This is a genomic window from Serratia sp. TSO36 (genome assembly GCF_057808395.1).
In genome coordinates, this window is the sequence record NZ_JBJZOU010000002.1 from 218,596 (window position 1) to 230,604 (window position 12,009).

Sequence of the window (12,009 nt, forward strand, 5' to 3'; positions counted from 1 at the left end):
TCGTTTTATGTTCGTTCTTGTTCCTTATCAAACAAAGACCCTTATAACCGTGGCTCAATAGGCTCATAACTACCGATCCTGAGGGAGCGACATGAGCAGCTATTTTGACGGCGGCGAAACGGATGTGATCATCATCGGCGGCGGCGCCACCGGCGCAGGCATCGCCCGCGACTGCGCGCGGCGCGGCTTGCGCTGCATCTTGCTGGAGCGCCACGACATCGCCACCGGCGCCACCGGCCGCAACCACGGTTTGCTGCACAGCGGCGCGCGCTATGCGGTGACCGACGGCGAGTCGGCGCGCGAGTGCATCGAAGAGAACCGCATCCTGAAACGCATCGCCCATCACTGCATCGAGCGCACCGATGGGCTGTTCATCACCCTGCCGCAGGACTCGCTGGACTATCAGCAACAGTTTATCGCCGCCTGTCGCCAGGCCGACATCGACGCCGAAGCGATCGACCCGCAGCTGGCGCTGCGGCTGGAGCCGGCGGCTAACCCGGCGCTGATCGGCGCGGTGCGCGTGCCGGACGGCACCGTCGATCCCTTCCGGCTGACCGCCGCCAACATGTTGGACGCGCGCGAACATGGCGCGCAGATCCTGACCTACCACCAGGTGGTGGGATTGTTGCGCAGCGGCGATCGGGTGACGGGCGTGCGCGTTTACGACCATCAGAATCAGCGGCGCTATGCGCTGCATGCGCCGGTGGTGGTCAACGCCGCCGGCATCTGGGGCCAGCAGATCGCCGAATACGCCGATTTGCGCATCCGCATGTTCCCGGCCAAGGGGGCGCTGCTGATCCTCGGCCACCGCATCAACAACATGGTGATCAACCGCTGCCGCAAACCGGCAGACGCCGACATCCTGGTGCCGGGCGACACCATCTCGCTGATCGGTACCACCTCGACCCATATCGACTACGACCAAATTGACAACATGCTGGTGACCCCGCAGGAAGTGGACATTCTGATCCGCGAGGGGGCGCTGTTGGCGCCCACCCTGGCGCAGACCCGCATTCTGCGCGCCTACGCCGGGGTAAGGCCGCTGGTGGCCAGCGACGACGACCCCAGCGGGCGCAACGTCAGCCGTGGCATCGTGCTGCTCGATCACGCCGCCCGCGACGGGCTGGAAGGGTTTATCACCATCACCGGCGGCAAGCTGATGACCTACCGCCTGATGGCGGAGTGGGCCACCGACAAGGTGTGCGAAAAGCTTGGCGTAAACCGCCCGTGCACCACCGCGCAGGATGCGTTGCCCGGCTCCCGCCAGTCGGCGGAGGAGACGGTGCGCAGCGTGGTTTCTCTGCCCGCCAGCATTCGCGGCTCGGCAATTTACCGCCACGGCGATCGCGCCAGCCAGGTGCCGGCGGCCGATCGACTCGACACCAGCCTGGTGTGCGAATGCGAGGCGGTGACCGCCGGGGAAGTGCGCTATGCAGTCAACTCGCTGACCGTCAATAACCTGGTGGATCTGCGCCGCCGCACCCGCGTCGGCATGGGCACCTGCCAGGGCGAACTCTGCGCCTGCCGCGCCGCCGGGCTGTTGACGCGCTTTAACGTCAGCACGCCGCAGCAGTCCATCGCGCAGCTGTCGCAGTTCCTCAACGAACGGTGGAAAGGCGTACGGCCGATCGCCTGGGGCGACGCGCTGCGCGAGAGTGAATTTACCAGCTGGGTTTACCAGGGGCTATGCGGGCTTGAAGCCCAGGCCGACAAGGAGCAGGAGGCGGATGATGCGATTTGACGTAGTGGTGATTGGCGGCGGCCTGGCGGGCCTGAGCTGCGCCATTGCCGTGGCCGAACAGGGCAAGCGCTGTGCGGTGGTCAGTTCCGGCCAGAGCGCGCTCTACTTCTCCTCCGGCTCGCTCGACCTGCTGGCGAGATTGCCGGACGGCACGCCGGTCGAAATGCCGCTGGCGGCGCTACCGCAGCTGGCGCAGCAGGCGCCGCAGCATCCGTATGCCCTGATCGGGCCCGGCCGGGTGGCGGCGCTGTCCGCCGCCGCGCAGCGGCTGTTGGAGCGCTGCGGGCTGAACCTGCAGGGCGAGGGTGCCAACAACCATCTGCGCATTACGCCGCTCGGCACGCGCCGCGCCACCTGGCTCAGCCCGCAGGCGATCCCGACGCTGCCGCTGACCGGCCAACTGCCGTGGCGGCGCATTGCGGTGATCGGCATCGAAGGCTTCCTCGACTTCCAGCCGCAGATGGCTGCCGACTCTCTGAGCCGGGAGCTCGGCGTAGAGACGGAGGTGGCCTATCTGCACATGCCGGCGCTGGACAGATTACGCAATAACCCCAGCGAGTTCCGCGCGGTAAACATCGCCCGGGTGCTGGATTTGATGGAAAATCTGCCGCCGATGGCCGAGGAACTGCGGCGATTGGCGGGGGAAGCCGACGCGCTCTTCCTGCCGGCCTGTTTGGGATTGGAGGACGACGCGTCGCTGGCAGTGCTGCAGGATGCGGTCGGCAAGCCGATCCGGCTGCTGCCGACGCTGCCGCCTTCGGTGCCCGGCATGCGCTTGCATCAGGCGCTGCGGCGGCGTTTTCAACAGCTGGGTGGCGTTTTCATGCCCGGCGACAGCGTGCTGCGCGCCGAGTGCGAAGCCGGCCGCGTCACGGGCCTGTATACCCGCAACCACGGTGATATTCCGCTGCGGGCGCAGCAGGTGGTGCTGGCCAGCGGCAGCTTCTTCAGCAACGGGCTGGTGGCGGATTTCGACGGGGTGCGCGAGCCGATCTTCGGGCTGGACGTACACAGCCGCGCGGATCGCGCCGACTGGAGCCGGTGCGAGCTGTTCGCGCCGCAGCCTTATCTGCAGTTTGGCGTGCGCACCGACGGCAGGCTGCGGGCGATGAAGCAGGGCATGCCGTTCGACAATCTGTACGTCATCGGCGCGGTCGCCGGCGGCTACGATCCGCTGCAACAGGGCTGCGGCGCCGGCGTGTCATTGATCGGTGCGCTGCACGTCGCGCAGCAGATCGCCGCGGAGGAAAACGCATGAGCCTGCATCAGGACCACAGCTTTGAAAGCTGCATCAAATGCACCGTCTGCACCACCTATTGCCCGGTCGCCAAAGTGAACCCGCTCTATCCGGGGCCAAAACAGGCGGGGCCGGACGGCGAGCGGCTGCGGCTGAAAGATCCGGCGCTGTACGACGAAGCCTTGAAATACTGCACCAACTGCAAACGTTGTGAAGTGGCCTGCCCGTCCGACGTCAAAATCGGCGATATCATTCAGCGCGCCCGCGCCGACTTCGCCCAGAGCAAGCCGACGCTGCGCGACGCCATCCTCAGCCACACCGACATCATGGGCTCGCTGTCGACGCCGTTCGCGCCGATCGTCAACGCCGCCACCGGGCTGAAACCGGTGCGCAAGCTGTTGGACAAGGCGCTGAAGATCGATCACCGGCGAGAACTGCCGAAATACTCGTTCGGCACTTTCCGCCGCTGGTACCGGCAGCAGGCGCAGGCTCAGCGGCGCTATGCCGAGCAGGTGGCGTTTTTCCACGGCTGCTTCGTCAACTATAACCATCCGCAGCTGGGCAAAGATTTGATCCGGGTGTTCAACGCGCTGGATATCGGCGTGCAGTTGCTGAAACGCGAGAAATGCTGCGGCGTGCCGCTGATCGCCAACGGGTTTATCGAGCAGGCCAAAAAGCAGGCCAGGGTTAACGCCGAGTCGCTGCATGAAGCGGTGCTGGAGCGCGGCATCCCGGTGGTGGCGACCTCATCGAGCTGCACCTTCACCCTGCGCGACGAATACCCTCATCTGCTGGACGTGGACACCACTCCGGTGCGCGATCGGGTGGAGCTGGCGACGCGCTATCTCTATCGCCTGATCAATCAGGGGCGCAGCCTGCCGCTGAAGCGCACGCCGCTGCGGGTGGCTTATCACACGCCTTGCCATATGGAGAAGATGGGCTGGACCGCCTACACGCTGGAGCTGCTGCGGCAGATACCGGGGCTGGAGCTGGTGGTGCTGGATTCGCAGTGCTGCGGCATCGCCGGCACCTACGGGTTCAAATCGGAGAACTACGCCACCTCGCAAGGCATAGGCGCGCCGCTGTTCCGGCAGATCGAAGAGAGCGGAGTGGATCTGGTGGTGACCGACTGCGAGACCTGCAAATGGCAGATAGAAATGTCCACCAGCAAGCACTGTGAGCATCCGATCACCCTGCTGGCGCAGGCGCTGGTATAAAAACGAGAGGGCCGGCAAGCCGGCCCTCTGTGGGATTACTGCTTCAGCTTCAGGGTGGAGATGATGCCTTCGGCTTCGGCCTGCGCCTGCTGCTGATTGTCCGCCGGCAGCGTCACCTGAATGGTCAGCATGTTGTTGTTCAGCGAGCCGATCAGGACGGAGGAATAGGCTTTTTCGCCGCCGCTGGTGATGATGCTGTCCAGCTGACGCAGCGGCACGCCGTTGACGTCGAGCGCTTTGTTGGTGATCACCTGCAGGTTGGCGTCACGCGCGCGCTGGGTATTCTCCAGGCGCTTGGCCAGGGTCTCCAGGCTGTCGGCGGTCTTGTCGCCCAGGATCACGATCACCGCGCGCTGGCCGGTGCTGTCTGCGTAAACATGCATGTTGTTGGCCTGGTTGCCCAGCTTGCCGCTCTGATCCGCCATGCCGACCGGCAGGGTGAACGCCAGTTTACCGTCCAGCAGGCTGACCTGCTGCCCGGCCGGCGCGCTGGCCGCCGCGCCGTCAGACGCTGCCTTGGTGTCTTTGGTGTCGCCGTCGCAGGCCGCGAGGCCAAGTGCCAGCAGGCTGATACCCATCAATTTCGCTACTTTACGCATCGGGCTTCCTTCTTCCTTTCCGGTAGGGATTCACTGTCGTATCGCAACCTATTCCAGGCTGAAATGCAAGGCAGATGTTGTCACAAGTTTTTCTCCAGTAATAGCCGATAATCAGCCACTTCGCCTTTCTTTTCCAGCTGAACAATCTGATAGTGGTGGGCGAGCAGCATCGTCAGCATGGCGCGGAACCGGTTGCGGGTTTTGACCGTCAGCCGGCGATAGCCCTGCGCCCGCGTCCAGCGCTCCTGTTCGGCCAACAAGGCCTGTGCCACGCCGTGGCGACGAAATGCCGGCAGCACGCCGCCCAGCCAGCTGTAAAACACCGTTTCCCGCTGTTGATAACCGAGTTTGAAACCGGCCGGCTGGCCGTCGATGTCGGCGATCAACAGGCTGGCGGGGGCACCGCCGATACGCCGCTGCAGATCGGCCAGGCTATGCAGGCCGCCGAATTCGGGGATGCGTTGGTAAAGGCGGTGGATTTCTTCGAGCGTGGCGGTGCGGACGATTGGGGTCATGGGCGGCCTCCAAAGGATAGGGCCGCCCAGAATAACACGGCTCAGCCCGGCTGCAGGCTGCCGCTGCGCGCCGCGATGCGTTTGAGCAGCATGTTCAGCAACACGCCGTACATCGGCAGGAAGAACAGCAGGCAGATCATCACCTTGAAGCTGTAATCCACCAGCGCGATCTCCACCCAGTTGTTGGCCATGAAGGGATCGCTGCTTTTGTAGAAGGCGATGAAGAAGAACGCCAGCGTATCGCTGATATTGCCGAAGAACATCGCCGCCGCCGGCGCCACCCACCAGGCGCTGCGTTGGCGCAGGCGATTGAAGACGTGAACGTCGAGGATCTGGCCGAGTACGTAGGCCATAAAGCTGGCGACGGCGATACGCGCCACGAACAGGTTAAAACTGCCCAGCGCCGCGAAGCCCTGCCATTCTCCCTGATAGGTGACGGTGGATATCACGTAGGAGATGAACAGCGCCGGCACCATCACCGCCAGGATAATCCGCCGCGCCAGCGGCGCGCCGAAGATGCGCACGGTCAGATCGGTCGCGAGGAAGATAAACGGGAAGGTAAAGGCGCCCCAGGTGGTATGGAAGCCGAAAACGGTGATCGGCAGCTGTACCAGGTAGTTGCTGGAGGTAATGATGGCGATATGAAACAGCGAAAGCCAGACCAACGCCGTGAAGCGCTGCTGTGCGGTAAACGAATACATATTGTAGCCTTTTTAGCAGTGGGGTGAGGGAACCCAGTGTGTCTTGTCAAAACAGCAAAAAACGCTGCGCGGCGGCATGATACGCGTTTGCGCAACCAATGCAATGGTTAAATTTAACGCAAACGTTAACGCATCTTGCGCAGAAAAACTACCGGCGTAAACTAGGCGCTAATGAGATGCGGCGAGCGTTCGCCGATCGTTTTTGAACGAGAAAAATTGCATGACTGACTTATTTGCCCAGGCAGACCAGACGCTCGACGCGCTGGGCCTGCGTTGCCCGGAACCGGTGATGATGGTGCGCAAAACCGTGCGCCATATGGACAACGGCGAAACGCTGCTGATTATCGCCGACGATCCGGCCACCACCCGCGATATTCCGGGGTTCTGCCGCTTTATGGAGCACACGCTGGTGGCGCAGGAGACCGAGCAGGCGCCATACCGTTATCTGTTACGTAAAGGTGTATAGTTTTTAATCGCCTCGTGAGATAAGCTCCCTGCGATCGGGGAGCGTTCGAAGGGGACAAACGATGAGTATTTTACTACTGCCTACGGTTGCCAAGATGGAAAATGAGGAACGTACACAGGGCTATGAGCGCTGGTTTCTTGAAAAAGTTCAGGAAGCCATGGATGAGCCGCGGCCCGGCATTCCTCATGATGACGTGATGGCTGAAATGGATGCTGTTATCGCTGCTGCAGAAGCCAGGATCAAAGCGAAGCAGGCATAATGCTCAACATCGAATGGACTCGAGCCGCACGTCAGGATCTGGCGGAGATTGTGGGATTCATCGCCAATGATAACCCTCTGGCGGCCAGAAAAATGAAGGTTCTCATCATGGAGGCCGTCATTCCCGCCGCCAGACATCCTCGAATTTTCCGGCGCGGCAGAGTGGACGGCACGCATGAAATCCCCCCTACATCCCCATTATCTCCTGGTTTACCAGGTGTTGGAAACTCACATCCGGGTGTTGCGGGTTTTATATACGCGCCGACAATATCCTTAATACTGCCGCTGCAATCGATCATGCCGGGTTCCCATTGAGGAACCCGGCCTGGCGCCGCGTTATTGGCGCTTTCTCAACAGCCGCAGCGCGTTGGCGGTGACCAGCGCGGTGGCGCCGGAGTCGGCCAGCACCGCCAGCCACAAACCGGTCAGCCCCAGCAGGCTGGTGATCAGGAAGACCCCTTTCAACCCCAGCGCGATGGTGATGTTTTGCCGGATATTGGCGTGGGTGGCGCGCGAGATGCGGATCATCTCCGCGACGCCCAGCAGCCGGTTGTGGGTCAGGGCGGCGTCGGCGGTTTCCAATGCCACGTCGGTGCCGCTGCCCATGGCGATGCCGATGCTGGAGGCTTTCATCGCCGGGGCGTCGTTGATGCCGTCGCCGATCATCGCCGTCGGGCGCAGTTCGCTCAGCTCGGTGACCGCGCTGACCTTATCTTCCGGTAACAGACTAGCGCGATAGTCGAGGCCCAGCTCGCCGGCGATCGCCGCGGCGGCGCGCGGGTTGTCGCCGGTCAGCATCACGCCGCGAATACCCAGCGCGTTCAGTTCGGCTATCGCCTGTTTGGCGTCGCTGCGCAGCGTATCGCGCAGCGCCAGCAAGCCGATGGGCGCGCCGTCTTCCAGCACCACCACCGCCGTTTTACCGGCGTTTTCCAGCTTGTCTACCTGGCTCTGCCATTGAGCGTCGAGCAGGCCCGGCGCCAGCTTGCCCGGCGCGCTGATCAGCACGGTCTTGCCGTCCACGATCCCTTCCACGCCGACGCCGGCCAGCGCGCGGCGCGCCTGCGCCAGCGGCAGCTCAGCCCCGCTTGCGGCGGCGCGGTTGATGATCGCCTGCGCCAGCGGGTGATGTGAACCGGCTTCCACCGCGGCGGCAAGCTGCAGCAGCCGCTGTTCGGTGAGTGTGCCTATCGGCAGCACGTCGGTCACCGTCGGCTTGCCTTCGGTCAGGGTGCCGGTTTTATCGAAGGCGATGGTTTGTATCTGGCCCAGTTGCTCCAGCGCCGCGCCGCCTTTAATCAGCGCGCCGCGCCGCGTGGCGGCCGCCAGCCCGGATGTAATGGCCGCCGGGGTCGAGATCACCAATGCGCATGGGCAGCCGATCAGCAGCAGCGTCAGGCCGCGATAGATCCAGGTATCCCACGGCTGTGAGAACAGCAGCGGCGGCACCAGGATCACCGCGACGGCCAGCAGCATAATGGCCGGGGTGTAATAACGGCTGAACCGATCGAGGAAGCGTTCGATCGGCGCGCGGCGCTCTTCGGCTTCTTCAATCAGCTGCAGAATGCGGTCGATGGCGTTTTTGCCGGGCTCGGAGATCACCTTCATCTGCGCCGCCTGATCGACGGACAGGCTGCCGGCGGCCACTTTCTCGCCCTGCTGGCGCTCGACCGGCACCGATTCGCCGGTCAGGGCGCTTTCGTCGAAGCTGGCGAACGGATTGAGCAGCTCGGCGTCGGCCGGCAGGCGCCCGCCGGGCGCGATTTCAATCACGTCGCCAGGGCGCAGGCTGGCGACCGGCACGCGTTTGCGTTCCGTGCCTTGCAGCAGCAGCGCGTCTTCCGGCACCAGCTCCATCAGCGCCGTCACGCCGCGTCGCGCGCGGTTGGCGGCGTAGGATTCCAGCAGTTCGCCGACCATAAACAGCAGCAGCACCATCGCCGCTTCGGCGGTGGCGCCGATGAACAGCGCGCCGATGGCCGCCACGCTCATCAGCGTTTCGATGGCGAATGGCGTGCCGGAGCGGATCAAACGCAGCGCCTTGGCGGCGACCGGCGCCAATCCGACCAGCGTGGTGGCGATAAAGGCGATGCGCCCCAGCTCCGGGTTAACCCGATCAAGCACCCAGCTGACGACCATCAGGGTAGTTAACAGCAGCAGCGGTGCGAATTCGCCGAAGCGTGAGGTTTTCGGCGCGGCGGCTTTGGCGTTCTGAGTGCCGAGCAGAGTAAAGCCGGCCTGGGCGACCGCGTCCTGGATCCGCAGGCTGATGTCGGACTGTGCGTCGACCACCAGCTTTTCGGTGGCGAACAACACGCGCGCGCTGTCGACGCCGGGGAGTGCGGTGACGGCATTTTCGATTTTCTTGGCGCAGCTGGGGCAGTCCATGCCGGTGACTTTCCAGCTGAAACGTTGGCTACCGGAAGGGGGAGCGGCGGCCAGCCTGTCGCTTTCCTCGTCCGGATCGTCGGGCGTGGCGGCGCAGCAGCCGCTATCGCCATGATCGTGATGATGGTGGGCCTGTTCGGCCTGCGCGGCGGCGTTTTTCGGTTCGCTGCTGCAGCCATGCTGCGTTTTGCTGTGGCTGTGGTTGCAGCCGCATCCGCCTTCGGCGTGGTGATGTTCCTGATGATTATGGTTTTGCTGATTGTGCATAACGTCCCCCTTCGGGCTGTTAAACGGGTTTGCTCAGTTGACTCTACACCCTGGAGTCCACTCCAGAGTCAAGCGCCGGATGAGAATTATTGCTAACGGCGTTCAAGCGTAGAAAGGGGGATTCATTCAATAATGAATAATGCGAATTTTAATCTATCGGCTTTTCTTATCCCCTATTTGGGGAAACAGGCTCGCCGCCGATAGTTTAAATAAGAAAATAATATTCCTATAGAAACTAAAAAATCGCCCGACCTAATAATAAAGAGTTATTAATCTATAACGCTTTAGCAAAATTTACCTTTTACCCTGGGGAAAGCCAGCATGATTCGCTTGAGTCTGCAGGCCGCATTGCTATTGAAGTTTGGTGCCAACTTCTCCTCATCAAGCTTCATTTGTTTTGTAAAGAAGCCAAAAAAGCAGCATAACAAACTTTCGTTGCGATAATAAATGGTTGATTATTTTATGTGCAGTTTTGCGACCCTGCCTATAATTGGAATCGATTACCATTTTTAATGGTGATCTTATTTGCTGATATATATGCATTAATTCTACCTAACACACTGCCGGCAACGGCGCATAAGCCCCTTCCAGCAGGCCTGAGGTTCATTAGCCCTGGCTTACGGGGAGGTTATGTCTATCTGTCTGATTGATATCAATCAGGTAATGAGTGGAATCGAACCAATGCAATCTACTAAAAAGGCAATTGAAATTACTGAATCCAGCCTTGCGGCCGCAACAACCGGCTACGATGCTGTAGACGACCTGCTGCATTATCATGAGCGGGGCAACGGGATTCAGATTAATGGCAAGGATTCATTTTCTAACGAGCAAGCAGGGCTGTTTATTACCCGCGAGAACCAAACCTGGAACGGTTACAAGGTATTTGGCCAGCCGGTCAAATTAACCTTCTCCTTCCCGGATTATAAGTTCTCTTCTACCAACGTCGCCGGCGACACCGGGCTGAGCAAGTTCAGCGCGGAACAGCAGCAGCAGGCTAAGCTGTCGCTGCAGTCCTGGGCCGACGTCGCCAATATCACCTTCACCGAAGTGGCGGCCGGACAAAAGGCCAACATCACCTTCGGCAACTACAGCCAGGATCGTCCCGGCCACTATGATTACGGCACCCAGGCCTACGCCTTCCTGCCGAACACCATTTGGCAGGGCCAGGATCTGGGCGGCCAGACCTGGTACAACGTCAACCAATCCAACGTGAAACATCCGGCGACCGAAGACTACGGCCGTCAGACGTTCACCCATGAGATTGGCCATGCGCTGGGCCTGAGCCACCCGGGCGACTACAACGCCGGTGAGGGTAACCCGACCTATCGCGACGTCACCTATGCAGAGGATACCCGCCAGTTCAGCCTGATGAGCTACTGGAGTGAAACCAACACCGGTGGCGACAACGGCGGCCACTATGCCGCGGCTCCGCTGCTGGATGACATTGCCGCCATTCAGCATCTGTATGGCGCCAACCTGTCGACCCGCACCGGCGACACTGTGTACGGCTTTAACTCCAACACCGGTCGCGACTTCCTCAGCACCACCAGCAACTCGCAGAAAGTGATCTTTGCGGCCTGGGATGCGGGCGGCAACGATACCTTCGATTTCTCCGGTTACACCGCTAACCAACGCATCAACCTGAACGAGAAATCGTTCTCCGACGTGGGCGGCCTGAAGGGCAACGTCTCGATCGCTGCCGGTGTGACCATCGAGAACGCCATCGGCGGTTCCGGCAACGACGTGATCGTCGGCAACGCGGCCAACAACGTGCTGAAAGGCGGCGCGGGTAACGACGTGCTGTTCGGCGGCGGCGGGGCGGATGAGCTGTGGGGCGGTGCCGGCAAAGACATCTTCGTGTTCTCTGCCGCCAGCGATTCCGCACCGGGCGCTTCAGACTGGATCCGCGACTTCCAGAAAGGGATCGACAAAATTGACCTGTCGTTCTTCAACAAAGAGGCGCAGAGCAGCGATTTCATTCACTTCGTCGATCACTTCAGCGGCACGGCCGGCGAAGCGCTGCTGAGCTACAACGCTTCCAACAACGTGACCGATTTGTCGGTGAATATCGGTGGCCATCAGGCGCCGGACTTCCTGGTGAAAATCGTCGGCCAGGTTGACGTCGCCACTGACTTTATCGTGTAACACAGTAACGGAACGCCCGGCGCAGTCTCGGCCGGGCGTGATGCGGGAGCCGGGTATGAAAGGTACTTTAACGCGCACCGCTTTGGCGGCGGGCGGCATGATGGTGACGAGTGCGGTCATGGCCGGCAGCCTGGTGCTGCCGACCGCGCAGTCGCTGGCGGGGCAATGGCAGGTGGCCGACAGCGAACGGCAATGCCAAATCGAATTTCTGGCGAATGAACAAAGCGAGACCAACGGCTATCAGCTGGTGGATCGGCAACGGTGTTTGCAAAGCGTGTTTGCGGCGGAAGTCGTGGGCTGGCGCCCGGCGCCGGACGGCATCGCTCTGCTGCGGGCGGATGGCAGCACGCTGGCGTTCTTCTCGCGCGACGGCGATCTGTATCGCAATCAGCTGGGCGCCGATGATGCCCTGACGTTGAAAGCGCTGGCTTGATAATGAAAAACGGGTTCGGCGCACCGAACCCGCGGCAGAAAG

At 61.6% G+C, this 12,009-nt stretch carries 12 protein-coding genes; 8 read left to right on the top strand and 4 right to left on the bottom strand.

Going from position 1 to position 12,009, the window contains the following annotated elements:
• The first annotated feature begins 91 nt into the window (after positions 1–91).
• Genes glpA through glpC form a run of 3 tightly spaced genes read left to right on the top strand, consistent with a single transcriptional unit; the run spans position 92 to position 4,195 of the window.
• A complete protein-coding gene (glpA, locus tag ACK3CV_RS01315) occupies positions 92–1,741 on the top strand; it encodes an anaerobic glycerol-3-phosphate dehydrogenase subunit A (protein WP_033636664.1) in 1,650 nt (549 codons plus the stop codon).
• On the top strand, positions 1,731–2,999 hold the full coding sequence (glpB, locus tag ACK3CV_RS01320) for a glycerol-3-phosphate dehydrogenase subunit GlpB (RefSeq protein ID WP_164040159.1): 1,269 nt from the start codon (positions 1,731–1,733) through the stop codon (positions 2,997–2,999). The genes glpA and glpB overlap by 11 nt, the downstream gene beginning before the upstream one ends.
• A complete protein-coding gene (gene glpC / locus ACK3CV_RS01325) occupies positions 2,996–4,195 on the top strand; it encodes an anaerobic glycerol-3-phosphate dehydrogenase subunit GlpC (protein WP_060431217.1) in 1,200 nt (399 codons plus the stop codon). Before glpB ends, glpC begins: the two co-directional genes overlap by 4 nt.
• A 35-nt stretch (positions 4,196–4,230) precedes the next feature.
• Here glpC and ACK3CV_RS01330 read toward each other — a convergent pair whose 3' ends face one another.
• The 3 genes from ACK3CV_RS01330 to ACK3CV_RS01340 form a co-directional block, all read right to left on the bottom strand.
• Positions 4,231–4,794, bottom strand: a complete 564-nt coding sequence (locus ACK3CV_RS01330) for a DcrB family lipoprotein (protein WP_033636670.1) — start codon at positions 4,792–4,794, stop codon at positions 4,231–4,233.
• An 80-nt stretch (positions 4,795–4,874) separates the two neighbouring features.
• Positions 4,875–5,309 carry a GNAT family N-acetyltransferase gene (locus tag ACK3CV_RS01335; RefSeq protein ID WP_164040160.1) on the bottom strand — a complete coding sequence of 145 codons (435 nt, stop codon included), beginning with the start codon at positions 5,307–5,309 and terminating at the stop codon, positions 4,875–4,877.
• A 41-nt stretch (positions 5,310–5,350) separates the two neighbouring features.
• Positions 5,351–6,010: a 7-cyano-7-deazaguanine/7-aminomethyl-7-deazaguanine transporter gene (locus tag ACK3CV_RS01340; protein ID WP_033636672.1), complete on the bottom strand. Its 660-nt coding sequence runs from the start codon at positions 6,008–6,010 to the stop codon at positions 5,351–5,353.
• Between the two features lie 220 nt (positions 6,011–6,230).
• On the opposite strand from ACK3CV_RS01340, the gene tusA reads away from it, so the two are divergent.
• The 3 genes from tusA to ACK3CV_RS01355 all read left to right on the top strand — a co-directional run bounded on the left by tusA (position 6,231) and on the right by ACK3CV_RS01355 (position 7,049).
• Positions 6,231–6,476, top strand: coding sequence for a sulfurtransferase TusA (gene tusA / locus ACK3CV_RS01345; RefSeq protein ID WP_025304890.1), 246 nt, complete (start codon positions 6,231–6,233; stop codon positions 6,474–6,476).
• Between the two features lie 61 nt (positions 6,477–6,537).
• Positions 6,538–6,735, top strand: a complete 198-nt coding sequence (relB, locus tag ACK3CV_RS01350) for a type II toxin-antitoxin system RelB family antitoxin (RefSeq protein WP_126179208.1) — start codon at positions 6,538–6,540, stop codon at positions 6,733–6,735.
• Positions 6,735–7,049, top strand: a complete 315-nt coding sequence (locus ACK3CV_RS01355) for a type II toxin-antitoxin system RelE/ParE family toxin (protein WP_239504650.1) — start codon at positions 6,735–6,737, stop codon at positions 7,047–7,049. The genes relB and ACK3CV_RS01355 overlap by 1 nt, the downstream gene beginning before the upstream one ends.
• 21 nt (positions 7,050–7,070) lie before the next feature.
• Here ACK3CV_RS01355 and ACK3CV_RS01360 read toward each other — a convergent pair whose 3' ends face one another.
• On the bottom strand, positions 7,071–9,389 hold the full coding sequence (locus ACK3CV_RS01360) for a zinc/cadmium/mercury/lead-transporting ATPase (RefSeq protein ID WP_164040162.1): 2,319 nt from the start codon (positions 9,387–9,389) through the stop codon (positions 7,071–7,073).
• Positions 9,390–10,070: 681 nt separating this feature from the next.
• Between ACK3CV_RS01360 and ACK3CV_RS01365 the strand changes: the two genes are divergently transcribed.
• Positions 10,071–11,534 carry a serralysin family metalloprotease gene (locus ACK3CV_RS01365; RefSeq protein WP_086580813.1) on the top strand — a complete coding sequence of 488 codons (1,464 nt, stop codon included), beginning with the start codon at positions 10,071–10,073 and terminating at the stop codon, positions 11,532–11,534.
• 55 nt (positions 11,535–11,589) lie between these two features.
• The gene (locus tag ACK3CV_RS01370) at positions 11,590–11,967 is read left to right on the top strand and encodes an AprI/Inh family metalloprotease inhibitor (protein WP_033636675.1); all 378 of its coding nucleotides are present in this window, start codon (positions 11,590–11,592) and stop codon (positions 11,965–11,967) included.
• Positions 11,968–12,009: the final 42 nt, after the last annotated feature.

Coding starts and splice junctions, on each gene's coding strand:
- glpA (WP_033636664.1), top strand. CDS start 92: ATGAGCAGCTATTTTGACGGCGGCGAAACGGATGTGATCATCATCGGC.
- glpB (WP_164040159.1), top strand. CDS start 1,731: ATGCGATTTGACGTAGTGGTGATTGGCGGCGGCCTGGCGGGCCTGAGC.
- glpC (WP_060431217.1), top strand. CDS start 2,996: ATGAGCCTGCATCAGGACCACAGCTTTGAAAGCTGCATCAAATGCACC.
- ACK3CV_RS01330 (WP_033636670.1), bottom strand. CDS start 4,794: ATGCGTAAAGTAGCGAAATTGATGGGTATCAGCCTGCTGGCACTTGGC.
- ACK3CV_RS01335 (WP_164040160.1), bottom strand. CDS start 5,309: ATGACCCCAATCGTCCGCACCGCCACGCTCGAAGAAATCCACCGCCTT.
- ACK3CV_RS01340 (WP_033636672.1), bottom strand. CDS start 6,010: ATGTATTCGTTTACCGCACAGCAGCGCTTCACGGCGTTGGTCTGGCTT.
- tusA (WP_025304890.1), top strand. CDS start 6,231: ATGACTGACTTATTTGCCCAGGCAGACCAGACGCTCGACGCGCTGGGC.
- relB (WP_126179208.1), top strand. CDS start 6,538: ATGAGTATTTTACTACTGCCTACGGTTGCCAAGATGGAAAATGAGGAA.
- ACK3CV_RS01355 (WP_239504650.1), top strand. CDS start 6,735: ATGCTCAACATCGAATGGACTCGAGCCGCACGTCAGGATCTGGCGGAG.
- ACK3CV_RS01360 (WP_164040162.1), bottom strand. CDS start 9,389: ATGCACAATCAGCAAAACCATAATCATCAGGAACATCACCACGCCGAA.
- ACK3CV_RS01365 (WP_086580813.1), top strand. CDS start 10,071: ATGCAATCTACTAAAAAGGCAATTGAAATTACTGAATCCAGCCTTGCG.
- ACK3CV_RS01370 (WP_033636675.1), top strand. CDS start 11,590: ATGAAAGGTACTTTAACGCGCACCGCTTTGGCGGCGGGCGGCATGATG.